Origin of the sequence: Fictibacillus sp. NRS-1165 (assembly GCF_050468105.1) — a bacterium.
GTDB lineage: Bacteria > Bacillota > Bacilli > Bacillales > Fictibacillaceae > Fictibacillus_C > Fictibacillus_C terrinigri.
On the sequence record NZ_JBDPNU010000023.1, the window covers coordinates 30,867 to 57,168 of the forward strand.

Consider the following 26,302-nt stretch of genomic DNA (forward strand, 5'->3'; position numbering starts at 1 on the left):
CAGAAGCAGGTGATCCATACGTGAAATTTGCCATTATTTCAAAAGGCGACCAAAAATCAAACACGCTGAAACAAAAAATAAAAACCTATCTGCAGGAATTCGAGCTGCAATACAATGAAACAGAACCGGATATTGTCATTACCGTTGGCGGTGATGGCACCTTGCTGCATGCATTCCACCATTATGTCCATCGGATCGATCAGACGGCATTTGTAGGGATTCATACCGGCCATCTGGGCTTTTTCGCCGATTGGGTACCTGACGAAGTGGAAAAGCTAGTGATTCATATTGCAAAGACTCCATACCAGATTGTAGAATATCCGCTTCTTGAAGTGACCGTCCGCTATTTGGATGATGTCGATGAAAAAAGCTATCTTGCTCTAAATGAATGTACAGTAAAAAGCGGGGAAGGTTCTCTCGTGATGGATGTGGAGATCAAAGGCGACCTGTTTGAAACGTTCCGGGGGGACGGCCTCTGTATTTCAACTCCTTCAGGAAGTACGGCCTATAACAAGGCACTTGGAGGGGCGATCATTCATCCATCTCTCCCTTCCATTCAGCTCTCAGAGATGGCATCCATCAATAACAGGGTATTCCGTACCATCGGTTCTCCCCTGGTGCTTCCTCAGCATCATACATGCATGCTGAAGCCTGTGAACGATGTAGATTTTCACATCACGATCGACCATTTGTTTCTGCTGCAAAAGAAAGTGAAATCGATACAGTGCAGGGTAGCGGAGGAAAAGATCCGGTTTGCCCGATTCCGCCCTTTCCCATTCTGGAAAAGGGTGAAGGAAGCGTTCGTTACTGATTAACAGGAGAAATTATGACTGCATTTACCATAACATGGACCGTTAAAGAAGACGAAGCTGGTCTGCTTCGTGAGTTTTTGCGGGTCCATAAAAAGATTTCAAAAAGTGCACTCGCTGATATTAAGTTTACAGGCGGGGAGCTTCTCGTAAATGGAGAGCCTTCTACTGTCAGAAAACATGTGCGCACCGGGGACGAGGTTGAAGTCCGGTTTCCGCCCGAGGAAGTTAGTTCCCATATGGACCCCGTCCCCATGCCCCTTGATATTCTTTATGAGGATGAGCATCTTCTCATCGTAAACAAACCAGCAGGACTTCCAACCATTCCTTCGCGTTATCAAACAAAAGGCTCTCTGGCCCAGGGAGTTCTTTCTTATTATGAACAGGAGGGAGTTCACAGCACCTTTCATGCTGTGAATCGTCTGGATAAAGATACATCAGGCCTTCTCATGATCGCGAAACATCGTTTTGCACATTCCCTTTTTTCTCAGCAGCAGAAGGTGAAGGCGATCAATCGAACGTACCTGGCTGGATTGAAAGGTCTTTTTAAGAGTCTCAGCGGGACAGTGGACGCCCCTATCGGCAGGAATGAAGATAGTTTGGTGGAAAGAATGGTCACGGAACAGGGACAAAAAGCAGTGACCCATTATTCGGTGGTTAAAGAGATTGAGGGAAATACCCTCGTTTCTCTTCAGCTCGAAACGGGAAGAACCCATCAGATCCGAGTCCACATGTCACATATCGGCCATCCTCTGCTGGGGGATGATCTCTATGGCGGACCGATCGATCTGATCGCCCGTCAGGCACTTCACAGTTGGAAAGTATCTTTTTTTCATCCCTTTGAAGAGAAGCTGATGAACGTAGATGCACCGCTTCCGCAAGATTTGCAGCAGCTTTTCGGAAATATGAGAGAACAATAAAAAAGCCCTTTTGATGGGCTTTTTTTTTATACCTATGTAAAACTCCTGAATTTTTCCTCTACAAACCTCATAGAAGAAGGAACAGACACTGTTTGTCTTTCAGGGTACCTAAGGGCGGTCAGGCGATTGCCAAATACACAGCCTGTATCAATGTTGATGGTCCCGTTGATTTCTCTCGGTTCTAAAACAGGAGTGTGGCCGTACACGATATAAGCCTGTCCGTGATATTCGCTGGACCAATCTTTTCTGACTGGTGTTCCATCCGGATTCGTTTTCCCCGTAATATCGCCATAAAGGACAAAGCTTTCGACTTTCTTTCCGCTCTTGCCAATTAGATCTTCCCTGATCCCTGCATGGGCAACCACGAGCTGGCCATGGTCGAGTAAAAGGTACAGGGGCGAGCTTTCATAGAGCTCCATAAAATTTTTTTTAACGCTATTAAATTCATCGGCTGGGAGTTCCTTCAACTCTGCAACTGTTGTTTCGAGGCCATGCATAATCTTAACGTTACGCCCCAAGAAATACCGGTACAGCTTATTGCAATGGTTTCCTGGAACATACAAACCTTGTTTGTCTTTACATAGCTGATAAACATGTTCCATAACTTTGATTGAACGGGGTCCTCTGTCGGTGAGATCACCGACAAACACAAGTTTCCGATTGTCTTCATGTACTGGCCGATCATTTTTCCAGGCGTATCCCAGCTTTTGGGTGAGTTGATAATATTCATCCCAGCAGCCATGGATGTCGCCGATGATATCATAGTTCATGCTCTTCACCTCGATTATCTGTACTTACTATAACCAGGAAAGAAAAGAAAAACACCTGCATCACAGGTGTTTTACTCAAACATATATTTTCTTGTTCTCGAACGGACATTAAGGACTAAACCAAAGGCAATCATTTGGGCAAGAACTGAACTTCCTCCGTAACTGATAAACGGGAGCGGGATACCTGTGATCGGCATGACCTGGATGTTCATACCAATATTTTGGAAAACCTGAAACGTGATCATCCCGATAACACCGGCACATAAGTAACTACCAAATGCTTCGTTGCTTTCTAGCGCTGTATTGATCATTCGATAGATCATTAGGAAGAATAGAGAGATCAGCACACTCGTACCGATAAAGCCCCATTCTTCTCCAACGATGGAAAAGATAAAATCTGTCTGTGCTTCAGGCAGATACACAGAACCATGGGTGAATCCTTTACCGAAGAGCTGACCTGAACCGATGGCCATTAAGGCATTTCGGATGTGGTACCCTTCGTCTTTGTGGCCGTATGGATCAAGCCATGCGTAAAAACGTTCAAGCTGATATTCATCCAGAATGTGATCCAGGAAAAATTGCGGGAATGTAAAGTAGATCCAAACCAGCAAGGTGATAAACAGGACTCCAATTAATATAATCACAGAAATGATCCGCCAGCGGATGCCGGATACCAGCATCAGACTTAATGTAAGGGCGATGAAGACCAGGCTTGTACCAAGATCGGGCTGCATCAGGATCAGCAGCATCGGAGGCGCCACTATCAGCGCAATCTTTCCGATCAGCAACAAATCTTCATGCAGCGTTCTCACGATGTATTTTTCGTTATGGGTGGCGATGGTATTGCTGATTGTGATAATCAAAGCGACCTTCATCAGCTCAGAGGGCTGGAGAGCAAAGGGGCCGAAGCGAAACCAAGCTCTTGCACCGTTAATGTTCGGAACGAGTGATTCAGGAGCTATTACAATCCCGATTAAGAGCAGGATGCCGAAACCGTACAGATACCATGATAGTTTTCTAAACTGGTCAAAGTCCAGGACCATTACACCTACAATGGCAAAAGCACCAATCACATACCACATGAGCTGTTTGATAACGAAATTGGAATCATACTGTGCGATTTCCTGTGCACTGTATATAGCCATACAGCTGATGCATATCATAAGAAACAGTAAAAATATTAAATTATAATCAATTTGCTGCAGCGGGGACTGCCTGTTATTTTCCATCTCATTCATACTCCTTATCTCGGATAACATGTTCTATCTTACCGAAAAATGAGAGGTTTGCATACTGAAAAGGTGGACATTAATTTGACAATTGCTTTACTTCTTTTTTATAGTGGACGAAATTATGTGGTGCATAATGATATATAAGGAGTTTTTATCGAATACATCTTGGGTAAATAAGTACTTACTGAAAAAAAGGAGGTAACTATGGGAGGCCATGCTTCTATTTCATCACTCGTCATCGTCATTTTAACAGCATTCTTTATCCCAATTCTGCTCAACAAATTTAAGATCAGGTTTTTACCCGTTGTGGTAGCCGAGATCATTGCCGGCATCATCATCGGTAAAAGTGGATTTGATATTGTTCATGCAGGAACATGGCTAGATATTCTTTCTGTGCTCGGCTTTATCTTTTTAATGTTTTTAAGCGGGCTTGAAATTGACTTTTCGGTCTTTGCAGCGAGTAGCGATAAGAAACAACTGCCGAATGGCAAAACAGAACCGAATCGGCTGGCTGTCTCTACTATTATTTTTGCTCTGATTTTTGTTATCTCATTTGTTTTGTCCATCGTCTTTGTTTGGACCGGTTTTACAGATAATGCGTTCTTTATGACACTGATCATCTCGACAATATCCTTAGGTGTTGTTGTACCTACTTTAAAGGAAGAGGAATTGTCAAAGACTGCCATTGGGCAGATTATTCTTTTGATCGCTGTTATCGCAGATCTTGTCACCATGATCCTGCTTGCTGTCTTTGTTTCTTTGCAATCCGGGGACAGCGGACAGATGTGGCTGCTTCTCATCCTGTTTGGTGCCGGAATCATTCTGTATTTTATCGGAAACTACATGCGCCATCATACTTTTCTTGAAACGCTCTCCAAAGGAACCGTGCAGATCGATACCCGTGCAGTATTTACGCTGATCATCGTGCTTGTTGGTGTATCTGAATCTGTTGGTGCAGAAAACATTTTGGGAGCGTTTCTGGCGGGAGTCTTGGTCTCTCTTCTTTCCCCGAACCAGCATATGGTCCATAAGCTGGATTCCTTTGGCTACGGATTTTTAATTCCGATCTTTTTTGTCATGGTCGGGGTTGACCTCGATCTCGTGTCTGTCATAAAGGACCCAAAAGTATTCGTCTTAATTCCGCTGCTGTTGTTGGGTCTCCTGGTTTCTAAATTCGTTCCTATTTTAGTGTTAAGAAAATGGTTTGACTGGAAGACCGTCATGGCATCAGGATTTTTATTAACATCGACCTTATCCCTTGTCATCGCAGCAGCCAAAATTGGAGAACGGATCAAGGTGATTGATGCAACGACATCATCCGCTTTAATCTTAACGGCAGTCATCAGCTGTATTATTACTCCGGTGTTTTTTAAAAAGCTGCTGCCCCGCAAGAGTATCGAAAATGGAAAAGAAAAACTGGCGATTATCGGTGCAAACCAGTTCACGCTTCCTGTGTCGAAAGAACTTGATAATGGACGTTATGAAAAGAAGGTCTATCACACAAGACAAGATGAAAAAGATCCGAAGCAGCTGGAGTCCTTTGAGATCATTGAGCTGGAGGATTATTCTGCAGATACGCTGAAAAACAGCGGTGCTTTTGATTCAGATATCTTGATCGTTGCAACAGGAGATGACGGTGTGAACGAGTCGATTGCACAAGAAGCAAAAGGTTATGGGATTAAACGCATTATTACCCGAATTGAGGATCCAGTGAAAAGGGAAGAATTGACCGATCATAATATTGAAGTGTATTCAGCCTTTTTCAGTTCACAGGTCCTTCTGAAGATGATGATTGAAAATCCGTCGGTCGCGAGTTTTCTGTCACACAAAGACAACTCTCTCTATGAGATTTCAGTGAAGAATATGGATTATCATAAAACAGCACTTCGAAATTTCCCTCATTTTGGAGATGCCATTATTGTAAGGATCTTCAGAGGCAAAGATTCCATTGTCCCGCATGGCGATACAGAGATTTTATTCGGTGATAAGCTCATTGCGACGGGAAGCGGGGAACATATTAAAGAGTTAAAACATGTATTAAGGTAAAAGAAGACGCACGGTAGGCTATATGAAATAGCTGGCCTGTGCGTCTTTTTCTACGAAAATCTGTCCATACTAATAGGAAAGGAGTGATTTAAAATGGCCTTGCCGATCGTTAGATGCCCCCAGTGCCACAGAGAAGAAGAGATCGACGCTGTTCTTACGGCCCAGTCCAACCAGAACGTCATTTTTAACTGTCCCGGCTGCGGTTATGAAGCCCGAGATATTGAAACGAGCAAAGGGTGAAAAAGATAGAGAGTTCTAGTATTTCCTTTCTTATAAAATCTGTTATACTTATATTAGGACTAGGTACTAATAACAATTGCTAATATGGTCCAAATGAAAAATACATCCTGCCATATTAATAAGGAGGAACTACAAAATGAATCTATCACTCGAAAACCGTACATATGTCATTATGGGTGTTGCCAACAAACGCAGCATCGCCTGGGGAATTGCACAATCCTTATCCAAAGCGGGAGCAAGACTGATCTTCACATATGCTGGAGAACGTTTGGAGAAGAACGTAAGAGATCTTGCTGAAACGCTCGAAAGAAAGGATTCTCTTGTCCTGCCGTGTGACATCACAAATGATGATGAAATCAAATCAACCTTTGAACGTATTAAAGCTGAAGTCGGTGTGATCCATGGCCTTGCCCATTGTATTGCTTTTGCGAATACAGATGAGCTGAAGGGTGAATATCTCAATACGACGAGAGATGGGTTCCTGCTCGCGCATAACATCTCCTCTTATTCACTCACAGCGGTTGCGAAAGAAGCACGTGGCCTTATGACAGAAGGCGGAAGCATCGTGACACTAACCTATCTTGGAGGAGAACGAGTCCTTCAGAACTACAATGTAATGGGTGTCGCGAAAGCTTCACTCGATGCCAGTGTGAAGTATCTCGCAAGTGACCTTGGGAAAGATAACATCCGTGTAAACGCAATCTCTGCGGGACCAATCCGTACACTAGCTGCAAAAGGCATTGGTGACTTCAACAGCATCCTTAAGCAGATTGAAGAAAAAGCACCGCTTCGCCGTACGACAACGCCTGAAGAAGTAGGCGACACAGCCCTCTTTTTGATGAGTGACCTCTCACGCGGAATCACTGGTGAGACCATTCATGTCGATAGCGGCTATAGTATTCTAGGGAACTAATCCCTTTAATATTTTAATTTTTTTAATCGGTACAGATACCGAAAAAACCTTCTACATTCGTGTTAATTATGAATCCGCCAGCCAGTATATTGGCTGGTTTTTTTTTTGCAGTGATGCTCTTTAAATGATGAGTATGAAAAATGGTATTGTGACTTATTTATTAAAAAGGTTTCTTGACAGCGAAATTCAGAAAAAGCTGCATAAATAACAGGGGACAAGCGGACAGCATAAAGTGATTGTATGAAAATGCATCTGGAAAGAGGGATGGTTTTGTTGAAGAGAATGAGATGTGTATTATGCTAGTATCTGTTGTAATGCCTGTTTATAATGGTGAAGTTTATTTAAGGGAATCTGTTGATAGTGTCCTAAATCAAACCTATAAACATTTCGAATTAATCGTTGTAAACGATGGATCCATAGACCGTACGAAAGATATTTTGAATTCATTGAATGATGATCGAATAAAGATTATGCATCTTGAAAACAACGGTGGAGCCGCAAATGCATTAAATATTGGCATTAAAGAAGCGAAAGGGGAGTGGATCGCTATTCAGGATGCTGATGACATCTGTTTACCGAACAAGTTAGAGGAACAGATACGTTATATCCGTGAACATAAGGATGTAACCGCTGTAGGTTCTCTTATAGAATGTATTTCTGGTCATGCTGAAGTTTCTAGGAGAAATCTGCAAATAGAAGCCACCAGAAATCATCTATCTTCTAAAGAGCAAATAAACGCTTATCGTTTCTATTTAAACCCTTTTTGCCACGGATCCGTTTTATTTTCTAAATCAATCTTTGATCAAATAGGCGGCTATGACCTTCAATATAAAATATGTTATGACTATGATTTATGGTTAAGGATGCTTGAGAGAACCTCTATTCATAAAATACCCATTGTGTTGTATCAGTATCGTGTCCATTCTGATTCGATCAGCCGGAACAATCAGGAAACGTTGAATGAAGATTGGCTAGTAGCATCTAAACATATAAAAAAACGATTACAGGATAAGCATAAAAGAGAGCCAAGTTTTATAGTATTTGGCATAGAAGAGGCGTGCGAGGATTTTAAACAAGTCAGTTCAATTAACAGGATAGATGTATCAGGATATTTTTATAAAGATTTTGACGATGATGATATGTTACAGCTTTATAAAGAGAGGTACATCGATGGGATTATTTTTTTGGAAGATATTAGCCTGATAAGCTTGTTTTATAAACTGCAGGAAAAAGGGCTAGAGCTGAATAAAAACCTGTTTAAAATTTGGGCAGGATATTATAAATAACACTCGTAATCGTTTTGGATTGGAGGCAGCAGCATGGCCATTTTAGTTACGGGAGGCGCAGGTTATATTGGCACCCATACGTGTGTAGAGCTGTTAAAAAAAGGCTATGACATTGTCGTGTTAGATAATTTGTCTAATAGTAAAAGAGAATCAGTCAACCGAGTAATGGAGATCGCCTGCAGAAATTTTAAATTTGAGCATGTGGATCTTGTAGAGAAAAAGGAACTTGAAAGAGTCTTTACTGAGTATAAGATTGAAGCTGTCGTTCACTTTGCCGGATTAAAAGCAGTTGGGGAGTCAGTGGAAAAGCCTCTTGATTATTATCGAAATAATGTAATGGGTACGATTGTTCTTTGTGAGGCAATGCAGCAGTTTGGTGTTAAAAATATGGTGATTAGTTCTTCTGCCGCAGTCTATGGTACAACCCAACAAATGCCAATAGCAGAAGATGCACCGCTTGGTCCCAACAACCCGTATGGCCGGACGAAGCTGATGATCGAAGAAATACTTCGAGATCTGTATGTTTCAGATAATGAATGGAGCATTGCTCTCATGCGATATTTCAATCCCGTTGGAGCACATGAAAGCGGCCGGATTGGGGAGGATCTGAACGGAATACCTAACAACTTAACACCGTATATCTTACAGGTCGCTATCGGGAGATTGAAGGAAGTTAACATCTTTGGAAATGATTATCCTACCAAAGATGGTACAGGAGTAAGGGATTATATCCATATTACTGACCTTGCAAAAGGACACCTAAAGGGGCTAGATAAAGTGTTGGCAGGCAGTGGTATAGAAGCTTATAACCTTGGGACTGGAAAAGGGTATAGTGTGATGGAAATGATTGCAGCGTTTGAAAAAGTAACAGGACAAAAGATACCTTACAAAGTGGTGGACCGCCGGCCAGGAGACGTTGCTGTTAGTTATGCAGACCCTGCTAAAGCCAGGAGAGTACTCGGTTGGGAAGCACAAAAGGGTCTTGATGAAATGTGTGCTGATGCTTGGAAATGGCAGAAGAACAATCTTTATGGCTTCACTAATAAAAAATGACCAGATAAAGGGGAGTATGAATGTTTGTTTCAGTTGTAATGGCTGTTTACAATGCTGAAGACTATGTTGAAGAGGCTATTAAAAGTATCTTAAATCAGACATATCATCAAATAGAGCTAATTATTGTTAATGATGCATCTACTGATCGGACCCATGAAATTCTTGAGTCAATAAAAGATTCCAAGGTGAAAATTATACACTTAGATAAAAATCAGGGAGCTGCGCATTGCCTAAATTTAGGAATTAAGCAAGCTAACGGCAGTTGGATTGCGATTCAAGATGCTGATGATCTCAGTCTTCCAAATCGCATTGAAGAACAGGTAAAATATGTTACAAAAAATCCCGGGATAGCAGCGGTAGGATCGTTTATTCATTGTATACATGGAAAAGAAATCATCTCAAAAGAATTATTATTAATGGAAGAGGAAGGATATAATGCCTCCAGTGAACATTTAAAAGAACATCGTTTTTTTTCCAGTTTTATATGCCATGGTTCCGTTATGTTTTCAAAATCCGTTTTTGATCAATTGGGCGGGTATAATCCGGCCTATAAAATCGCTTATGATTATGACCTTTGGATGCGTATGCTTGAAATACTACCGTTTCATAAACTGCCTAAAGTATTATATGAATACCGAATACACCAGGATTCACTTAGTCGATTAAAAAGGCAGGACACGGTTAATGAAGTATGGCTGATTTCCAGTAAAAATATTCAAAAAAACTTGGCTGATCGTTTAAACCGTAAACCCCATTTTGTTATCATCGGTGACCGCTGGACATGTAAAGAATTCAAAAATGTTGCGTGCACCGAGAATTCTCTCTCAGTCTATGATTTGTACTATAAAAATAATAGGAGTTTAAGTTCTAAAATTTATAAACTTTATTGCACAGGGAAGGTTGATGCAGTAATTTTTCTCAACAGTTATAAATTATTAGGAATTTATGAGCAGTTAAAACAGCAGGGATTGATTTTTAACGAGAATTTGTTCAGGATCATGGTGTAATGTATAACTCTGTGGATTTTTGCCTATACATCCCCTTAATTTTCTGAATAGATTAAACTAATACAACTTATTTAGATTTCGGGGGTGCACGATGCTTAACAGTGGGAAGGAACGGATATTAATTATAGCGCCACACTCCGATGATGAAGTATTGGGTTGTGGAGGATTGATTGAGAGAGCATGCAGGTTTGGGAACCAAGTAAAAGTTGTCATTGCTGCACTTGGAGAAACAACATTCATTCATTCCGGAATGAAAGTGACTGCAGATATTAGAAAAAAGGAACTGTCCCATGCATTGTCGTTTCTGGGTTGTGGAGATTATGAAGTAATGTTTGAAGATAAAGAAGGATTCCTGGACACAGTTCCGCAAAAACAACTGGTCTCAATAATTGATAATATCTTAGCGAGCTTTAGACCTTCAATGGTGTTCATTCCATATCCGAGTTTTCATCAGGATCATAAGGCACTTTTTCATGCCTGCATGGCCAGCTTAAGGCCACAGCCGCGTCATAATTATAAGTTGATTGCTATGTATGAATATCCTTTAATCGTCTGGCAGTATCCTCGAATGGAAAATGCAGGTGAGCTTTTCTTAGACCTTGGTGAAAAAATAGATATGAAAGTAGAAGCCATGAAGATGCATGTTTCCCAGATACGTGACACCGAACATCTTATCTCACCAGAAAGCATTAAGAAATGGGCAGCAAAAAGAGGGATGGAGAACGGGTGTCAATATGCTGAGAAATATTATATATTACGTGCACTTCTTTTCTAAGATTCTTTCAGGGAAAAAAAGTCATTAAGGAGGACCTTTTGCTGAATAACCATTCAATTAGACCCAAAAGCAGAAATTTTGGATTTGACCGCGGAAAACCGATTGATAGATTTTACATCGAGACCTTTTTAGAGAATAACCGTGAAGTGATAAAAGGCCATGTTCTTGAAGTAGGAGACAATTATTACACGAAGGCTTATGGAACGAACGTGTCAAAAAGCGATGTACTAAACCTCATACCTTCACCTGAAGCAACCATAGTAGGTGACTTGGCAACGGGAGAAAAAATACCTCATGAGGTTTTTGACTGTATTATACTAACCCAGGTCATTCATGTCATATATGACATTAAAATGGCATTAAAACATACAATAAAAGCGTTAAAACCAGGAGGGACATTGCTGTTAACGACTACTGGTATAAGCTCCAGCTGCCGAACAGATTTTCATGGTGATTATTGGAGATTTACTGATACTTCATTAAGGATGATGTTGAATGAACTCGTTGATGAAGAAAAGATAGAGATCGATGTATTTGGCAATGTAGCTGTAGCAAAGGCATTTCTTGATGGATTGGCCATTCACGAGATCCCAGAAGCCATATTGGGGATTAAGGATGACCATTTCCAGGTGCTTCTTACTGCAAAGGTAAAAAAATAATGGATGAAAAAGAGCAAATGATGAATTGCTCTTTTTTAATTTATATAAACGTAAGTACAATCAGGATTTGATGAAAGGCATATAAAATAACAAGGAATATTTTTATTTACAGATATTATAAATTTTAAGAGGTGTTTAAGTAGTTGGATAAAGAAGTCACCATTTTAATACCTTCATTTAATTCAGGACTATATTTAAGAGATGCCTTACAGAGTGTGTTTAATCAAACGTATCCATATTGGAAAATTATTTTAGTGGATGACGCATCAACAGATGATAGCTTGTCCCATGCTGCAGATCTGCTCGAAGATCAAAGAATTACACTTATCAAGAATGAAAAAAACGAAGGCCAATCCATGTCACAAAATTTGGGGCTTGAAAGAATAAATACAGAATTCTTTATGCAATTGGATGCCGATGATTGGCTTCCAGAAAACACACTGGAATTATTAGTGGATAAAACGGAAAAATTACCTGAAGATGTAGCATTGATTGTTGGCGATGTTATAGAAGTGACTGAAATGAGAAATAGAAAAAGGTACAGATATGTTTCTAATGAATGGGACGGTAGCAAGCAGGATAAATACGACCTGTTGCTTTCAAACTACATTCCTTGGCCAAAGTTTTACCGTACATCCTTGATAAAGAAGATGGGTGGTTGGGCAGTTAATGATCCGTTTAATGGCAGGCATGCAGAAGATCTTCGTATGTTTTTACGGTTAATAGAAGAATACCGTTTTTTCTATATACCGAAAATCATTTTATACTATAGAATTCATGCAGGGAATTCCACCCATCAAAAAGACGTTTACAAAGAGGCAGTAGAGTGGATCGTTCGCGATGCTCTTCACCGGTGGGGAAATGAATATGAACCGGTATTTAAGACCATTAGGGGCGGTTGGAGAGTAGTTAAAAAGTTAAAGCGGATTAAATAAGAAGGGATGGTGAATAATGGACGAAAAAGTAACGGTTTTAATCCCCTCATATAACCCTGGCAAGTATTTAAGAAATGCAGTAGAGAGTGTAATTAACCAAACGTATCAAGGCTGGAAAATGGTAATCGTGGACGATGCATCGATGGATGATAGTTTATCGACGATACAAGACTTTCTTTCCGATCCCCGTATATTACTAATAAAAAACAAAAAAAATTTAGGCCAGTCAAAAACCCAAAACGCTGGTTTAGAGCTAATAGATACGCCATTTACCATAATGCTGGATAGTGATGACTGGTTTTTTTCAAACACACTTGAAATTCTGATTCATGAGGCAGAAAAATTGCCCGATGATGTAGCATTGATCTGTGGAAAAAAAACAATCGTAATAGAAAACGATGATGGTGAAGTGTTATATAAGATACTGGATATAAAGGGTCGCTCTTTTGACGATCCTTATGAATTCTTGTTGGAAAATTTCATTCCTTATCCCCGATTTTACCGGACATCCGCCTTAAAAAAAGTAGGAGGCTGGCCAACAGATGATCCATTTGAAGGACGCTATCTTGAGGACAGGCGCATGGATGTCCTTTTGATTAATGAATATAAAATTTTATGGATTGATAAGATGCTTTATAATTATCGAAAACATATCAACAACGTAACCGTTAATAAGAAGGCTATCTTAAACGAGATGATTAAATGGAATATTCATTATGCATTGAATAAATGGGGGAATAAGTTTGAGCCCGAGTTTTCAATAAATAAAAACGGGTGGGTTGAATTGAGCTCACTTATCCCTAAGTAACAACTTTGCTTAGACATCTTTTCCAAACCGTATAAAAAAATTGCCTTATTCAGTTCGTTTTAGAACGATCTGAATAAGGCAGTCTTCTTTCTTATTATGGTTGAAAACAGGATTTATAAACATTTATAGTTCTTAGTAATCCTTCTTCGAGGCTTACCTCGGGTACCCAATCAAGAATTTTTTTTGCTTTGTCAATATTCGGCCGTCTTTGTTTCGGGTCATCTTGTGGCAGTGGCAGAAATACAATTTCACTGGGGGATTTTGTAAGTTCTTTAATTAATTTAGCTAAATTTAAAACGGTAATTTCATTTGGATTTCCTATATTTATTATTTCTCCGTTTGCGGCATCATTTTTCATCATTAACATAATGGCACGGATGGTATCTTCCACAAAGCAAAATGACCTTGACTGTGAGCCATCTCCATATACAGTTATTTCCTCTCCCTTTAGTGCCTGGTTTACAAAATTAGAAATCACACGTCCATCGTCATTTCGCAAACCAGCAGAATAAGTGTTAAATATCCTGGCAATTTTGACTTTCACGCCGAAGAGGCTGTGGTATAAATAGCAAAATACTTCCCCAAGACGTTTGCCTTCGTCATAGCATGCCCTGGGTCCCCACGTATTGACATTGCCCCTGTAATCCTCTGTTTGGGGATGGATTTCCGGGTCTCCGTAAACTTCACTTGTGCTTAAATATACCATTTTGGCATTATTAATTTTCGTAAGTTCTAACATGTTTTTTGTACCGATCGTATTGATTTCAATGGTTTCAAAAGGAAAGTGCTGATAGTATTTAGGAGAAGCGGGAGAAGCAAGATGATAAATTTCCCTGACGCTTGTTAGTTCCTTTAGTTGAAAGAGGTCATTTGAGCAAACATCGAGTTTTATAAAGCTGAAGTTTGGATGAGCATTTAGCTTTTCAATATTCTGCATTCTGCCGGTAGAAAGGTTATCCATTCCTATAATTTGGCCGCCTTCGGCTAAAAGGGTTTCTGCCAGTTGATATCCGAGGAAACCGGCCACCCCGGTAATAATGATTTTCTTCAATCCACCTATCACCTCTCGAGTGATTATTTGTAACCTATTCCTTCATAAATATAGCCAATAGATCTCATCTCTCCTGCATTGAGCATATTTCTACCGTCAAATATTACAGGGGATTTCATTTTATTTTTTATAACTGCCCAATCTATTGTTCTATAATGGGGCCAGTCAGTACAGATTAATACAGCATCTGCTTGTATCATTGTTTCTTCTACAGAATCTTGTTGACAAACGATATCAGCTAGATTGTAAGGAAGTTTGGCTACAGGATCGTGTATTTCTATAATGGCTCCTTCATTTATTAAGCTCAGTATGATCTTCAAGGATGGCGACTGTCGTATATCGTCGGTTTGTGACTTAAAGGAAAGTCCCAATACAGCTATTTTTTTTGCTGACAAGCCGTTTAATCTTTTTTTTACTTTTTTAATGAAGTAGTCCGGCTGGTTCTCATTAATATCATGGACTTTCTCCAGGATGGAAAGATCTGTACCATTTTTTTTTGCTGTATCGATCAAAGCCAGCACATCTTTTGGAAAACATGATCCTCCATAACCGATACCAGCTTCTAAAAATAATGGGCCAATCCTGGAATCCAGTCCAACCCCTTTGGCCACATCCTGGACATTAATATCGAGTTTGTCACATAGTTTGGCGATTTCATTAATGAATGAAATTTTAGTTGCCAAAAATGAGTTAGCCGTATACTTTATTAATTCAGCAGCACTGGGGGTAGTAACAATAAATGGTGAGTCTATTCCCATATAGAGTTCTTGAAGGGTTGAGGTTGCTTGTTCATTTTCACTTCCAACAATAATGCGGTCTGGATAAAGGGCATCCTTTAAAGCACTGCCTTCTCTTAAAAACTCCGGATTTGATAATACGTCAAATGGGACGGGATCTTTTTTTGTTTTTTCGATCCACTGCTTAACTTGTTTAGAGGTGCCAGCCGGCACAGTACTTTTGATGACGATTATTTTGTATTCAATCAGATTGGATCCGATAAATTCAGATGCTTCTCGTAAAAAGTTTAAATTGGCACTTCCATCTTGATTTTGCGGAGTACCGACACAGATGAAAATAACGTGATTATCTTTTATAGCTCTTTGATGATCAATTTCAAACGAAATTTTGCCAGTACATAAATGTTTAGTTAATAGCGTATCTAAACCAGGTTCGTAAAAAAACAGTTTTCCGTTCTGCATATCATTTATTTTCTTTCCATCAACATCGATCAATGTTACCGAATGTCCCAATTCAGCAAATAGTAAACCGGTTGTTGTTCCTACATAACCTGCCCCTATGATTAAAACATTCAATGAAACACCCCCGTTAAATTCTTGTTATTTTAAAATATGAATTTAAACAATAAAAGGAAACGGCTGAAGTTAAAATTAAACACTGTGCGTGTGTTGAAATTTTGTGTTTAGCCTCTATACTTTTTAAAAACATGCCGGCTAGCACTAAAGGGGTTAATAATCTCAGATTGGACTAAATAATTATTTTTATAAAAATTTCGTATTTTATCGCTTATCAATCGGCCATTATCAAAGTAATCATAACTCCAGGGCATGTTTGATAAGTACTGATGGCCATGCTCTTCTAATGATCTCTGATATTCATTGAGTAACTTCATCCCTTGAACAGTGGTTTCATTGTTTATTAAATTTAAGGTGTCAGTGATATAAGGCAATCCGGAAAAATGAAAAAATCGTAAAGGTTGGTCATTTGCCTTATAGTTATCGCTTGTTTTAGTAATATTTCTTTCAAATAGATTCCAATATGCAACATTGTATCCCGGGTGTTTTAAATTCTTCACTTTATCAAAAAAAATAGGAACAAGATCCATCCACTTTTGTTCATTGAATAACCCTCTTGGAGGGTCGGTATAACAATAATGATTGAGCCGATCACACCACCAATCCAAAAAAACCTGAGATTCTGAGGATCGTTTAAGTGCTAAAAAACCAGTATTGAAGTTTCCGGAGTTCAAGAGCGCGAATTCTCCATATAAATAGGTGAAATCATGAAGAGGATATAAAAGATGAGGTGTTAAAACGATAGAATGTGAGCGAAGGGCTTCATCAACTTCCCGAAGAGGACCAAATACCTGGGTATCTGCATCAAGGTAAACAATATGATCTTGACTTGGATATTTTTGAAAAAGGAATTGAAATAGCTGACCTTTGCAAAAACCGGCTGTTTCATATCGGCTGTACTTAAATATCGTTTGTTCAAAATGAAGAAATCCCATGTCTTTCGCCAAAACGACTTCATCAAAAAGGTCTAATCCTTCTACAGAATCAGGATGATGTTTTTCGACTAAACAGACAACCATTTTAGAATCCGGAATATGCTTTTTAATAGATTGTGCTAATGCCTTGGCCATAGCCAGGTGATTCATGCAAACAATAGTACAAAATATCAATGGTTTCTCACCTACTTTTTTCGTATTTTTAACCGCTTAATGGCTTTATTGGTTAGTGAATAGGGATTTGTAGTATATGCCTCTAATTTAGAATTATTTTTAAATACTAACCGTGATCTTTCATCTATCCGCTCACCATGATTGAAAAAATGATAACTCCATTCAAAATGAGTAGGATAAAGGGTTTCATATTCCTCCAATAAAGCAATGTATTGATAAACAATTTTATATATAGCCGGATTATCTGGAAGGTTTTCCCGGAGAAAATGTAAGGTTGAAAAATGAAAAAATCGGAAAGGGTCGCTGTTTGCAAAGTATAAGTTATCATTCATGGTGATGTTTCGCTGGTTTATATTCCAAAACGCCACATTATAACCGTCATGTTTCAGAACATAAATCTTATCAAACAATATTAAGGCTGCTGTTAGCCATCTCTGATCGGTAAACAGTCCCTGTTCCGCATCATTAAAAGCATAGTGTTCAAGTCTTGCTGTCCACCAATCCAACATGGCTTCTGCTTCCGTTGAACGCTTAACCCCAATGTACCCACCGTTAATGATTCCGACTCTAAGAATCAAAATTTCTGCATTTTCACCCCAAATGGTGTGTGTATTTTTTGGCGGTTCATTATAATGGGGAGTTAATACAATGGAATGAGTTTCAAAGGCAGCAAATACTTCATCAAAACGGGAAAACACCTGAATGTCTGAATCAATATAACTAAAAAATTCCTCATCTTTATATTTATGATAGACATATTTCATAAGTTGTCCTTTACAGGCACATGCCGCTTCATATTGATTATATTTAAAAATAGTGGTTTCAAAGTTTATAAAGCCTATGTCTTTTGCCAATACCACTTCATAAAAATCCTGGTCGTCCATTAAATGGGCAGGCAAGCTTTTTTCGAGTAAACAAATAACCAATTTACTTTCCGGCATATGATTTTTAAGTGAATTTGCCAATACCTTTGCCTTTGCCAAATGATTTAAACAAACTGATGTACAAAAAATCATATTTTACACACCTTACTTAGAAATTATTTTAGTATCGTCAAAAAAAATGCATTCTATGGAAGCACTCTCAAGATGGAGTTTCTCGATTTTTGTTCCTTTACCGAAAATACTGTGGGTAATTAGAGAAGAGACATCACTTACATGGACATTTTCAAGAATGATACTATCTTGAATCCTGCAGTGATCGATAACGGCACCTTCTGAAACAGATACATATGGCCCTATGATCGAATTGGTTAACACACAGTTTTTATCAATATAAACGGGCGGGATCAACTTGCAGTTTTTGATAATGGTTGTAGGGTCTGTAATCACCTCTGATCGATTCATGGAATCTAAAACCCAGCTGTTGGCTTCTAACCATCGTTCTATTGTGCCTACATCTGAATATTCTTTATTTGTTATTTGGTAAGAGATATTATATTGATGATTAATTAACCATTGAATAGCGTCGGTAATTTCGTATTCTCCCCTTGAGGAAGGTTGTATATGGTTAATCGCAGTCAGCACATTGGAGTCAAACGCATAAGCTCCAATAATTGCAAGATTGGATGCTGGATTTTTTGGTTTTTCTTCTACTTTGATGATCTGGTTGTTCACTACATGGGCGATTCCATACTCACTAGGGTTAGATACCTCAGTAATCATAACTGCACCGTTTATTGAGCTGGACAGGACAGCATCTTTGAGTGTTAACAGCGATTCATTGATTAGGTTATCTCCTAATAAAAGAATAAATGGTTCGGTCTTCAAAAAATCCGACGCTTGCCTTACAGCATCTCCTATACCTTTTGCTATCGGCTGATATATAAGTGTAATTGAAGTATTGTCGGCTGGCCGATTATCTAAATAGTCACAAATATCTTTTTGTAATGGGTTTAATACTATGCCGATTTCGTTTATACCAATTTTTTCCAGGCTTTCAATACAGTATTCGAGTAATGGCTTGTTGGCTACTGGTATTAAAGTTTTTGCCCTTGCTAGTGAAAAAGGCCGAAGTCTTGTACCCTTTCCGGCTACTAATATTAATCCTTTCAATAAAAAAACACCACCAGACTGGTTAAATTATCAATGTATCTATCAACAAAATATATGTTAAATTATGCATTTATACTGAAAAACGTGACATAAATAGGTGATGTCCTCAGGTCTTTAAAAATCTATTTTATGGCCCAACCAAATTGCAGCTATTTGAATAATTTGAGAGTAAACAAGGGTTTTTATTTGAGGTGAGGGCAAATATATGTATTCGAAAGAGTTCTTTAAAAGCAAAAGGGAAGATTCATTATCATCCGCAAAGGGGGTTATCCCCATTGTAATGGAACTAATCCAGCCAAAATCAGTAATGGATGTTGGATGTGGAACCGGGACTTGGTTAACGGTTTTTAAGAAAAAATATAGAATTAGAGATATTCTTGGCGTTGATGGTGACTATATGGATCGGAGACAGCTGGATATTCCGAGAAGAAAGTTCTTGCCTTACAATTTGGAGAAACTTCTTGATGTAGGAAGAACATTTGATTTGGTCATGTCACTCGAGGTGGCGGAACATCTCCCTGAACATTGCGCTGAAACCTTTGTGCAATCCCTGGTAAACCATGGATCAGTTATCTTGTTTTCAGCAGCTATACCCGATCAGGGCGGTGATCACCATGTTAACGAACAGTGGCCGGACTATTGGATTGAAAAATTTAAAAAACATGATTATCTCGTCATAGACTGTATACGGGATAAGGTGTGGAACAGTGATACAGTTGGATGGTGGTATGCTCAAAATATGTTTTTATTTGTAAAAAGCGAATATTTATTTAACCACCCGGTTCTATTGTCTTTGTATAAAGATTCAGACCCGGTATCTTTTAATAAAGTACACCCCAATAACCGGTTGTCATCATTATGAAAATCAAAAAAATGGAGAGGGCTATGGAAAATTATGATGTTACCGTTTTGATTCCTTCCTATAATCCTGGGAAATTTTTAAAGGATGCATTGGAGAGTGTGTTTTGCCAAACGTATAAGAAATGGAAGGTTGTCTTGGTGGACGATGCCTCGACCGATCAAAGTCTTGCTTCTGTCGAAGAATACTTAAAAGATCCCAGGGTGACACTCATTCGTTTGAAGGAGAATGTAGGGCAATCCAAAGCTCAAAACGAGGGTCTTGCTGTTATAGATACTCCTTTTATTATGAAACTGGATTCGGATGATTGGTTTTTCTCAGATACTATTGAAAAATTGAGAAATGAAGCAGAAAGGGTGTCAGATCATGTCGCGCTAATTTGGGGCAATAAAACAGATGTATACGAAGACAGAGAAGGGAATAAGCTATTGGAAGTCCCGCGGATCGGTGGTCGATCCTATTGTGATAAGTATAAATTTTTATTATCTAACGATGTACCATTTCCCCGATTTTACAGAACGTCTGCTCTAAAACAAGTGGGTGGATGGCCGACCGATGATCCATGGGAAGGGCGCCATCTTGAAGATAAACGGATGGATGCACTGCTTATTGAACATTTTGAAATTCACTGGGTTGATGAGATGCTTTACAATTACAGGCAGCATGCAAACAATGCTACCAGAAAAATAGATCTTTATAATGAAGTTTTTGAATGGCATATCTACGATACTTTAAAAAAATGGGGTGACTTGTATAGCCCTGTTTTTAGAACATATTGCGGCTGGAAACAGCTGGCACAGCTTATTCCAAAACAAAATCCTGATCCTGTTTAAAACACAGGATTTTTTTATTTTCTTGGAAAATACATAGGAATCTCCTTAAGTGCATACATAATGCATATAATCCCATTTCGGGGAGGGAAAGATGAACTTCGATTATTTAGTCGTTGGAGCGGGTTTCTCAGGCAGTGTAATTGCTGAACGAATTTCCAGTCTATTGGGCAAAAGGGTTTTAATTGTCGAACAAAGGAATCATATTGCAGGCAATGCCTATGATTATTTTGATGAAAATGGTGTCCTCGTTCATAAATTTGGTCCGCATATTTTTCACACTAATTCCAAGAAAGTGTGGGATTATCTTTCAGACTTTACGGAATGGATTCCTTATTATCACAGAGTGCTTGGAATGATTGACGGAGAAATGGCCCCAATCCCATTTAACCTCAACTCCCTGTATAAACTATTTCCTTCAAAGAATGCGGAAGCAATAGAAGTTGCTCTTTTGAAACAATATAAGTTTGGGGAAAAGATTACTATTCAACAGCTTCAAAATAACAAAAGTAAACAGCTGCAAACTTTCGCAGCTTATATTTACGAAAAGGTATTTCATGGTTATACGGTAAAACAATGGGGATTAAGGCCCGAAGAGCTGGATGCGTCCGTAACAGGGCGGGTACCCATTTTCATCTCCAGAGACAATCGGTACTTTCAAGATAAATATCAAGCCATTCCAAAGCATGGATATACTGAAATGTTTAGGAGAATGCTTAACAGCCCAAACATAAAATTATTGTTAAATACGGACTACAAAGAAATCATTGCAGATGTTCATTATAACAAACTGATTTTTACAGGTCCCATCGATATGTATTTTGACTATAAATTTGGCCGATTGCCATACAGAAGCTTACGGTTCGAATTTGAATTCCACAATAAAGAGGAATATCAAGAAGTTGGCCAGATCAATTACCCAAATGAATTTGAATTCACGCGTATTACGGAATTTAAAAAATTAACGCACCAACAGAACATCACGGGAACGACGATTGCAAGAGAATATCCGGAAGTTTATAAAAAAGGCTTTAATGAACCGTATTATCCGGTTCCCAAAAAAGAATACAGAGAGCAATACATGTTATATGAAACTGAAGCGCAAACCATAAAAGACAAAGTGATATTTGCCGGAAGATTGGCAGAATACAAGTATTATAATATGGATCAAATTGTAGCCAGGGCGCTGCACTTGTTCGAAAAAGAAATTAAAGCGGAAAAGGATTCTGTATAAAGTGGACGTCTGAAATAATCTATTTATTGAAACCCTCTCTATTAGCTAATGCCATAGAGGAGAATAGGGGAGTTGCCATGATTCTTGTGACAGGCGGGGCCGGATACATTGGGAGTCACGTAGTCAAAGCCTTAATCATGAAAAATTATCAGGTTATCGTAATTGATAATTTGTCAACAGGCAATCAGGAAGCGATAGATTCTAAAGCAATATTTGTAAAAGGGGATGTAAGAAATCCTAAAGACTTAGAAAAGATCTTTTCAAAGTATTCTGTTCGTGCAGTTATGCATTTTGCAGCAAATGCTTACGTAGGAGAGTCGGTTGAAAAACCTGCAAAATATTATAGCAACAACGTCAATGGAATGATATCCCTGTTGAAAATGATGTTGCAATATCATGTTAAGAACATCGTTTTCTCCTCTTCATGTGCAGTTTATGGGAAACCACCGTGCAAGATCATAAATGAAAATACACCTGCAGTGCCCATTAATCCCTATGGTTGGACCAAATTAATCGGTGAGCAGCTTTTAAAAGACTTTTCATCATCCTATTCACTAAAATATATTGCTCTGCGGTATTTTAATGTGGCAGGTGCCATTGGCTCGGGAGAATTGGGAGAGGACCATACACCTGAAACCCATTTGATTCCAAATATATTAAAACATTTACTAGGCGAGACGAAAAAAATTTTTGTGTTCGGCAATGATTATGAAACAAAAGACGGAACCTGCATTAGAGATTATATCCATGTTACAGACTTAGGCAATGCCCACCTTCTTGCACTTGAAGCACTGCTGGATAACAGGGTAGCCAACAGAATTTATAACGTAGGAAATGAAAAAGGAATAAGCGTGAATGAAATCATAAAAATGTGCGAAACGATCACCGGCAGGAAAGCAGCTGTGGAATATGCAAAAAGGCGTGAGGGAGATCCTCCCGCACTCATCGCCAGTGCAGCATTATTGAAAAAAGAGTTTAACTGGAAGGCTCAGTTTGACCTGAAAGATATGATTGAATCCGCATGGCAGTGGTTTTTACATCATCCAACAGGGTATAAAAAAATCTGAATAGAAAGGGGATTATATGATATCTGTCATTACCTGTACAATTAGGGACTCCTGCATGGAAAATATTTTTGAAAATTACAAGAATCAAAATTACGATCAAAAAGAATTAATCATTGTACTGAATCAAGATAGTATGTGTTTACAAAAATGGAGTGAAAAAGCAAAGAATTATGAGAATGTGTCTGTTTATCAAGTCCCGCAGCATACCTCTTTAGGTAAATGCATCAATTTTGCTGTGGGACACGCAAAATATGATATTATTGCAAACTTTGAGGATGATGATTATTATGCACCAGCCTATCTGCAAGATTCTCTTTCTAAATTGAAATTTACGAAAGCGGACGTGATAGGAAAGACGTCGGTATATATTTACTTGAAAAATAAACAAGTATTGGCTGTATTCAATCCAGGCAATGAAAATCAATATGTCAATGATCAAACCAGCTTTGCAAAGCAATATTTGCAGGGAGGAACGTTAGTATTTTATAAAGCAGTTTTGGACCAAGTAAGGTTTCCGGATCAGATTAAAGAAGTAGACCGGATTTTTTGCCGAGACTGTGTGAAGGCGGGGTTTGGGGTCTACTCAGCAGCAAAAGAAAATTTCACATACGTAAGGGAAGATGATCAAGAACAGCATACATGGAAGGTGCCGGTGGATGTTATTTTAAGTATAAGCCAATTTATTACAAAGACAGATGATTTCAAACGGTTTGTATCGAAGCATTGACTCATAGGAATAGAGGAGGCTTGTATGGTTTCCGTCATCACTTGCACAATTAGGGATAGTTGTATGGAAGAGGTTTTCCTTAATTTTGATCGTCAGCAAGATGTTGAAAAAGAATTAATCATCATTTTAAATAAAGATAGTATGGATGCCGAGAAATGGAAAAAAAGAGCCGTTGATACTGCTACTAACATTTCTATCTACCAATTACCATCAAATACTACGCTGGGAGAATGTTTAAACTTTGGTGTAGAAAAAGCAAAGTTCAGCCATATCGCTAAATTTGATGATGATGATTACTATTCGCCTTATTACTTGTTGGATTCACTTCAATCTTTAAGAAATTCTCAAGCATCAGTCGTGGGAAAAACCTCTATTTTTATGTATTTTAAAGATCAAAGCCTGCTTACCGAATTTAATCCGAATAAGTTTGGGGGGGCCATTGCGAAAAACGAGGAGACATACAATAATCATTTATTAATGGGAGGGACGCTGGTTTTTAAGAAAGAAGTTTTTAATACTGTAAAATTCAGTTCCACTAATATTGCTGAGGATGCAGCTTTTTGTAAATCATGTATACAGAATGGAATTCCTCTGTACTCAGCAACTAAAGATAATTATGTTTATTTAAGAAGCTATGAACCAGATAGCCATACATGGAGAATTAAAAATGACACGATTTTGAAATTCTGTAGAGAGATAGCTAAAACCGATGACTTCCGGCCTTATATTACTAAAAAACCTATTTCTGATGAAAATCAGGATGGCTGACAGCCTGTATTTGAATTATTCATTTTTTATATTGTCCAACAATAAGCGCACTCTTTAAGATAGTCTCAACTTATTAAAAAAAATCAGGCTTTTTAGGCCTGATTTTTTACGAAATAACCTATTACGTGAATAGTTGGATCGCAGTAATTTGACGGCAATCAATGATGATAGGATATCCGTCTAAGATGAAAGTCGCACAGCAAGTTTTATGATCGAAACATGCGAATGTTAACTCGTCATTAAAGAAGTCTTCTCCGCCTTTTAGCACGAGTTGTACTAATGAACCAGGTGTTAGCTTTTTGATCTGATCACACGCACAACCTTTACACTGGTTATGGGAAGAGGAGCTTTCTTCTTTTCTTTTGCGTTTGTGTACAACGAAGCTTGAGCTTGAGCTGGAACTAGAGCTTGAGCTAGAACTAGAGCTTGAGCTGGAACTAGAGCTAGAGCTTTCATGTTTTTTTCTTTTCTTGCAGCTGAAGCTAGAACTAGAACTAGAGCTTTCATGTTTTTTTCTTTTCTTGCGTACAAAGCTGAAGCTAGAACTAGAACTTTCTTCGTTGCAGCCGCACCCTTGTTTTTTAAATAAAGAACTCATTAAATTTTCCTCCTTAATTGTCTTTCATTCTCCTGATAAATCAGGGGGTAATATAATATATTGATGTTTTTAAAATTTGCATAGATAAGTACCTACTTGTACAAAAATTAGGTTTTTCTACTAGAAAAATAAAAAAAAGAAGGAGAAATCCTTCTTTTTTAGTGCTATTTATTAGGCTTCCACGTTACCTTTCCACATGTTTTGCAGTCTTTTTTCTTTTTAACTGGTTCAAACAGATTGCTTGTTCCTTTTTTTGATTTTTCCTGCTGGCGTTCGCGATACATTTTACGATATTGATATTTGTCCATTCCACACACACCCTTTCAGTAATTTGATTCTATACTATTCTTTGCTGTGCTTAGTGGTATAGGTATTTGGCTGAAACGGATTTATCTTTGAAGATTTGGCTTGTTTCTCTTTAAATGGATTAATAGTTGACGCTGGAGTTTGAGCACTTTTGAATGGGCTGATGGCCGGGGCGTTATGGGAATTTCGTGCCACTGCTGCCGGCTTGCTTCGGACAGGTATTAGCTTTTTAGGAGCGTTGAAGGTGTCAGGCACCCGCCATTTAGTACCGGCTGTCGATGATTCCTCTATTTCCTTATGCTTTAAGAATTGAAGCTCGGCAAACATTGGATTGATTGATTTTAAGATGTGGCTCACAACTGTCTGATATTCTCCGGTTGAGATGGAAGCGAGGGATGAAAACTGGTGGGAAATCCCGATCTGCAGGATAAGATAGACCACCCATTCGGGAATGCTTTCTTTTTCTCTCCATCGAAAAGAAAAAGAATAGTGATCTGCTTTTCTTTTGCATATGATGCTTTTGTGGATAAGATTTTGAACCGCTTGTTCTCCCTTTTCAGAAGGGGTGATGTAGAGAGGATTGGAATTTTTTGTCTGTATGATAATCGGTACAGGCTGATCTGAAGTGCAATCAACCGTAATGGTTGCTGTTTTGTCACCATATATTCTCTCATCTATTGTAACATCTGTGTGATGGAGGAGTTGTTTTACCGTTCCAAGTTGATTTTGATCAAATCCGTTAATCTCAAATTGCATCCCGTACATCGCCGGATCGATTTCATGATAGTTTTCATTCCAGTTCAATCCCCAGTATTTTAATAAGGGAACGATATGATGGAAAAAATTGATGTCCATCTGTCCGATCTGTTTGCCGTCAAATTTAAGAATCATGTTGTCTACCCCCTTGAGTGCCGGAAAATTAGGCATTCATAC

Annotated in this window: 28 protein-coding genes; 18 read left to right on the forward strand and 10 right to left on the reverse strand. The window is 38.7% G+C overall.

What is annotated here, in order from left to right; all coding sequences use genetic code 11:
* Positions 1 to 20: 20 nt before the first annotated feature.
* Both ABHN01_RS09855 and ABHN01_RS09860 read left to right on the forward strand, forming a co-directional pair.
* Positions 21 to 815 carry an NAD kinase gene (locus tag ABHN01_RS09855; protein ID WP_290399784.1) on the forward strand — a complete coding sequence of 265 codons (795 nt, stop codon included), beginning with the start codon at positions 21 to 23 and terminating at the stop codon, positions 813 to 815.
* Between the two features lie 11 nt (positions 816 to 826).
* Positions 827 to 1,729: an RluA family pseudouridine synthase gene (locus tag ABHN01_RS09860; protein WP_429875393.1), complete on the forward strand. Its 903-nt coding sequence runs from the start codon at positions 827 to 829 to the stop codon at positions 1,727 to 1,729.
* A gap of 32 nt (positions 1,730 to 1,761) precedes the next feature.
* Here ABHN01_RS09860 and prpE read toward each other — a convergent pair whose 3' ends face one another.
* Both prpE and rodA read right to left on the reverse strand, forming a co-directional pair.
* A complete protein-coding gene (gene prpE, locus ABHN01_RS09865) occupies positions 1,762 to 2,499 on the reverse strand; it encodes a bis(5'-nucleosyl)-tetraphosphatase PrpE (protein ID WP_429875394.1) in 738 nt (245 codons plus the stop codon).
* A 71-nt stretch (positions 2,500 to 2,570) separates the two neighbouring features.
* Positions 2,571 to 3,728 (reverse strand): rod shape-determining protein RodA, encoded by a 1,158-nt coding sequence (gene rodA, locus ABHN01_RS09870; protein WP_429875395.1) that lies wholly within the window; start codon positions 3,726 to 3,728, stop codon positions 2,571 to 2,573.
* Positions 3,729 to 3,935: 207 nt separating this feature from the next.
* Between rodA and ABHN01_RS09875 the strand changes: the two genes are divergently transcribed.
* From ABHN01_RS09875 to ABHN01_RS09920, 10 genes are all read left to right on the forward strand, one after another.
* Positions 3,936 to 5,777: a monovalent cation:proton antiporter family protein gene (locus tag ABHN01_RS09875; protein ID WP_429875396.1), complete on the forward strand. Its 1,842-nt coding sequence runs from the start codon at positions 3,936 to 3,938 to the stop codon at positions 5,775 to 5,777.
* 93 nt (positions 5,778 to 5,870) lie between these two features.
* Positions 5,871 to 6,017: a hypothetical protein gene (locus tag ABHN01_RS09880; RefSeq protein ID WP_429875397.1), complete on the forward strand. Its 147-nt coding sequence runs from the start codon at positions 5,871 to 5,873 to the stop codon at positions 6,015 to 6,017.
* 136 nt (positions 6,018 to 6,153) lie between these two features.
* On the forward strand, positions 6,154 to 6,930 hold the full coding sequence (gene fabI / locus ABHN01_RS09885; protein WP_429875398.1) for an enoyl-ACP reductase FabI: 777 nt from the start codon (positions 6,154 to 6,156) through the stop codon (positions 6,928 to 6,930).
* Positions 6,931 to 7,166: 236 nt separating this feature from the next.
* A complete protein-coding gene (locus ABHN01_RS09890) occupies positions 7,167 to 8,216 on the forward strand; it encodes a glycosyltransferase (protein WP_429875399.1) in 1,050 nt (349 codons plus the stop codon).
* 33 nt (positions 8,217 to 8,249) lie between these two features.
* Positions 8,250 to 9,269 carry a UDP-glucose 4-epimerase GalE gene (gene galE, locus ABHN01_RS09895; protein ID WP_429875400.1) on the forward strand — a complete coding sequence of 340 codons (1,020 nt, stop codon included), beginning with the start codon at positions 8,250 to 8,252 and terminating at the stop codon, positions 9,267 to 9,269.
* 20 nt (positions 9,270 to 9,289) lie between these two features.
* Complete coding sequence (locus ABHN01_RS09900; RefSeq protein ID WP_429875401.1) at positions 9,290 to 10,276, forward strand: glycosyltransferase family 2 protein; 987 nt, start codon at positions 9,290 to 9,292, stop codon at positions 10,274 to 10,276.
* A 91-nt stretch (positions 10,277 to 10,367) separates the two neighbouring features.
* Positions 10,368 to 11,051, forward strand: a complete 684-nt coding sequence (locus tag ABHN01_RS09905; RefSeq protein WP_429875402.1) for a PIG-L deacetylase family protein — start codon at positions 10,368 to 10,370, stop codon at positions 11,049 to 11,051.
* Between the two features lie 38 nt (positions 11,052 to 11,089).
* On the forward strand, positions 11,090 to 11,710 hold the full coding sequence (locus ABHN01_RS09910; RefSeq protein ID WP_429875403.1) for a methyltransferase domain-containing protein: 621 nt from the start codon (positions 11,090 to 11,092) through the stop codon (positions 11,708 to 11,710).
* A gap of 143 nt (positions 11,711 to 11,853) precedes the next feature.
* Entirely contained in the window at positions 11,854 to 12,645 is a 792-nt protein-coding gene (locus tag ABHN01_RS09915) for a glycosyltransferase family 2 protein (protein WP_429875404.1), read from the forward strand.
* Positions 12,646 to 12,661: 16 nt separating this feature from the next.
* The gene (locus tag ABHN01_RS09920) at positions 12,662 to 13,453 is read left to right on the forward strand and encodes a glycosyltransferase family 2 protein (RefSeq protein WP_429875405.1); all 792 of its coding nucleotides are present in this window, start codon (positions 12,662 to 12,664) and stop codon (positions 13,451 to 13,453) included.
* Between the two features lie 94 nt (positions 13,454 to 13,547).
* Here ABHN01_RS09920 and ABHN01_RS09925 read toward each other — a convergent pair whose 3' ends face one another.
* From ABHN01_RS09925 to ABHN01_RS09945, 5 genes are all read right to left on the reverse strand, one after another.
* Positions 13,548 to 14,504 (reverse strand): GDP-mannose 4,6-dehydratase, encoded by a 957-nt coding sequence (locus tag ABHN01_RS09925; RefSeq protein ID WP_429875406.1) that lies wholly within the window; start codon positions 14,502 to 14,504, stop codon positions 13,548 to 13,550.
* Positions 14,505 to 14,527: 23 nt separating this feature from the next.
* Entirely contained in the window at positions 14,528 to 15,817 is a 1,290-nt protein-coding gene (locus tag ABHN01_RS09930) for a UDP-glucose dehydrogenase family protein (RefSeq protein ID WP_429875407.1), read from the reverse strand.
* A 107-nt stretch (positions 15,818 to 15,924) separates the two neighbouring features.
* Positions 15,925 to 16,887: a glycosyltransferase gene (locus ABHN01_RS09935; protein WP_429875408.1), complete on the reverse strand. Its 963-nt coding sequence runs from the start codon at positions 16,885 to 16,887 to the stop codon at positions 15,925 to 15,927.
* Positions 16,888 to 16,937: 50 nt separating this feature from the next.
* Positions 16,938 to 17,942 (reverse strand): hypothetical protein, encoded by a 1,005-nt coding sequence (locus tag ABHN01_RS09940; RefSeq protein ID WP_429875409.1) that lies wholly within the window; start codon positions 17,940 to 17,942, stop codon positions 16,938 to 16,940.
* A 12-nt stretch (positions 17,943 to 17,954) separates the two neighbouring features.
* Complete coding sequence (locus ABHN01_RS09945; protein ID WP_429875410.1) at positions 17,955 to 18,980, reverse strand: sugar phosphate nucleotidyltransferase; 1,026 nt, start codon at positions 18,978 to 18,980, stop codon at positions 17,955 to 17,957.
* A 280-nt stretch (positions 18,981 to 19,260) separates the two neighbouring features.
* Between ABHN01_RS09945 and ABHN01_RS09950 the strand changes: the two genes are divergently transcribed.
* The 6 genes from ABHN01_RS09950 to ABHN01_RS09975 all read left to right on the forward strand — a co-directional run bounded on the left by ABHN01_RS09950 (position 19,261) and on the right by ABHN01_RS09975 (position 24,465).
* On the forward strand, positions 19,261 to 19,842 hold the full coding sequence (locus ABHN01_RS09950) for a methyltransferase domain-containing protein (protein ID WP_429875411.1): 582 nt from the start codon (positions 19,261 to 19,263) through the stop codon (positions 19,840 to 19,842).
* 23 nt (positions 19,843 to 19,865) lie between these two features.
* A complete protein-coding gene (locus tag ABHN01_RS09955) occupies positions 19,866 to 20,672 on the forward strand; it encodes a glycosyltransferase family 2 protein (RefSeq protein ID WP_429875412.1) in 807 nt (268 codons plus the stop codon).
* A 91-nt stretch (positions 20,673 to 20,763) separates the two neighbouring features.
* Positions 20,764 to 21,903: a UDP-galactopyranose mutase gene (glf, locus tag ABHN01_RS09960; protein ID WP_429875413.1), complete on the forward strand. Its 1,140-nt coding sequence runs from the start codon at positions 20,764 to 20,766 to the stop codon at positions 21,901 to 21,903.
* Positions 21,904 to 21,980: 77 nt separating this feature from the next.
* Positions 21,981 to 22,970: a UDP-glucose 4-epimerase GalE gene (gene galE, locus ABHN01_RS09965; protein ID WP_429875414.1), complete on the forward strand. Its 990-nt coding sequence runs from the start codon at positions 21,981 to 21,983 to the stop codon at positions 22,968 to 22,970.
* A gap of 16 nt (positions 22,971 to 22,986) precedes the next feature.
* Positions 22,987 to 23,697: a glycosyltransferase gene (locus ABHN01_RS09970; RefSeq protein WP_429875415.1), complete on the forward strand. Its 711-nt coding sequence runs from the start codon at positions 22,987 to 22,989 to the stop codon at positions 23,695 to 23,697.
* Between the two features lie 24 nt (positions 23,698 to 23,721).
* Complete coding sequence (locus tag ABHN01_RS09975) at positions 23,722 to 24,465, forward strand: glycosyltransferase (protein ID WP_429875416.1); 744 nt, start codon at positions 23,722 to 23,724, stop codon at positions 24,463 to 24,465.
* Between the two features lie 121 nt (positions 24,466 to 24,586).
* On the opposite strand, the gene ABHN01_RS09980 is transcribed toward ABHN01_RS09975, so the two are convergent.
* The 3 genes from ABHN01_RS09980 to ABHN01_RS09990 all read right to left on the reverse strand — a co-directional run bounded on the left by ABHN01_RS09980 (position 24,587) and on the right by ABHN01_RS09990 (position 26,260).
* Entirely contained in the window at positions 24,587 to 25,063 is a 477-nt protein-coding gene (locus ABHN01_RS09980) for a hypothetical protein (RefSeq protein ID WP_429875417.1), read from the reverse strand.
* A gap of 164 nt (positions 25,064 to 25,227) precedes the next feature.
* Complete coding sequence (locus ABHN01_RS09985; RefSeq protein ID WP_429875418.1) at positions 25,228 to 25,371, reverse strand: hypothetical protein; 144 nt, start codon at positions 25,369 to 25,371, stop codon at positions 25,228 to 25,230.
* Positions 25,372 to 25,405: 34 nt separating this feature from the next.
* Complete coding sequence (locus tag ABHN01_RS09990; RefSeq protein ID WP_429875419.1) at positions 25,406 to 26,260, reverse strand: hypothetical protein; 855 nt, start codon at positions 26,258 to 26,260, stop codon at positions 25,406 to 25,408.
* Positions 26,261 to 26,302 lie beyond the last annotated feature (42 nt).

Excerpts from the sequence above, each read along its gene's own strand:
- ABHN01_RS09875 (WP_429875396.1), top strand. The coding sequence starts at position 3,936 with ATGGGAGGCCATGCTTCTATTTCATCACTCGTCATCGTCATTTTAACA.
- ABHN01_RS09905 (WP_429875402.1), top strand. The coding sequence starts at position 10,368 with ATGCTTAACAGTGGGAAGGAACGGATATTAATTATAGCGCCACACTCC.
- ABHN01_RS09985 (WP_429875418.1), bottom strand. The coding sequence starts at position 25,371 with ATGGACAAATATCAATATCGTAAAATGTATCGCGAACGCCAGCAGGAA.
- fabI (WP_429875398.1), top strand. The coding sequence starts at position 6,154 with ATGAATCTATCACTCGAAAACCGTACATATGTCATTATGGGTGTTGCC.
- galE (WP_429875400.1), top strand. The coding sequence starts at position 8,250 with ATGGCCATTTTAGTTACGGGAGGCGCAGGTTATATTGGCACCCATACG.
- rodA (WP_429875395.1), bottom strand. The coding sequence starts at position 3,728 with ATGGAAAATAACAGGCAGTCCCCGCTGCAGCAAATTGATTATAATTTA.
- ABHN01_RS09990 (WP_429875419.1), bottom strand. The coding sequence starts at position 26,260 with ATGATTCTTAAATTTGACGGCAAACAGATCGGACAGATGGACATCAAT.
- ABHN01_RS09900 (WP_429875401.1), top strand. The coding sequence starts at position 9,290 with ATGTTTGTTTCAGTTGTAATGGCTGTTTACAATGCTGAAGACTATGTT.
- ABHN01_RS09975 (WP_429875416.1), top strand. The coding sequence starts at position 23,722 with ATGGTTTCCGTCATCACTTGCACAATTAGGGATAGTTGTATGGAAGAG.
- ABHN01_RS09940 (WP_429875409.1), bottom strand. The coding sequence starts at position 17,942 with ATGATTTTTTGTACATCAGTTTGTTTAAATCATTTGGCAAAGGCAAAG.
- ABHN01_RS09970 (WP_429875415.1), top strand. The coding sequence starts at position 22,987 with ATGATATCTGTCATTACCTGTACAATTAGGGACTCCTGCATGGAAAAT.
- ABHN01_RS09880 (WP_429875397.1), top strand. The coding sequence starts at position 5,871 with ATGGCCTTGCCGATCGTTAGATGCCCCCAGTGCCACAGAGAAGAAGAG.
- ABHN01_RS09955 (WP_429875412.1), top strand. The coding sequence starts at position 19,866 with ATGGAAAATTATGATGTTACCGTTTTGATTCCTTCCTATAATCCTGGG.
- glf (WP_429875413.1), top strand. The coding sequence starts at position 20,764 with ATGAACTTCGATTATTTAGTCGTTGGAGCGGGTTTCTCAGGCAGTGTA.
- ABHN01_RS09920 (WP_429875405.1), top strand. The coding sequence starts at position 12,662 with ATGGACGAAAAAGTAACGGTTTTAATCCCCTCATATAACCCTGGCAAG.
- prpE (WP_429875394.1), bottom strand. The coding sequence starts at position 2,499 with ATGAACTATGATATCATCGGCGACATCCATGGCTGCTGGGATGAATAT.
- ABHN01_RS09935 (WP_429875408.1), bottom strand. The coding sequence starts at position 16,887 with ATGGCCAAGGCATTAGCACAATCTATTAAAAAGCATATTCCGGATTCT.
- ABHN01_RS09980 (WP_429875417.1), bottom strand. The coding sequence starts at position 25,063 with ATGAGTTCTTTATTTAAAAAACAAGGGTGCGGCTGCAACGAAGAAAGT.
- ABHN01_RS09950 (WP_429875411.1), top strand. The coding sequence starts at position 19,261 with ATGGAACTAATCCAGCCAAAATCAGTAATGGATGTTGGATGTGGAACC.
- galE (WP_429875414.1), top strand. The coding sequence starts at position 21,981 with ATGATTCTTGTGACAGGCGGGGCCGGATACATTGGGAGTCACGTAGTC.
- ABHN01_RS09860 (WP_429875393.1), top strand. The coding sequence starts at position 827 with ATGACTGCATTTACCATAACATGGACCGTTAAAGAAGACGAAGCTGGT.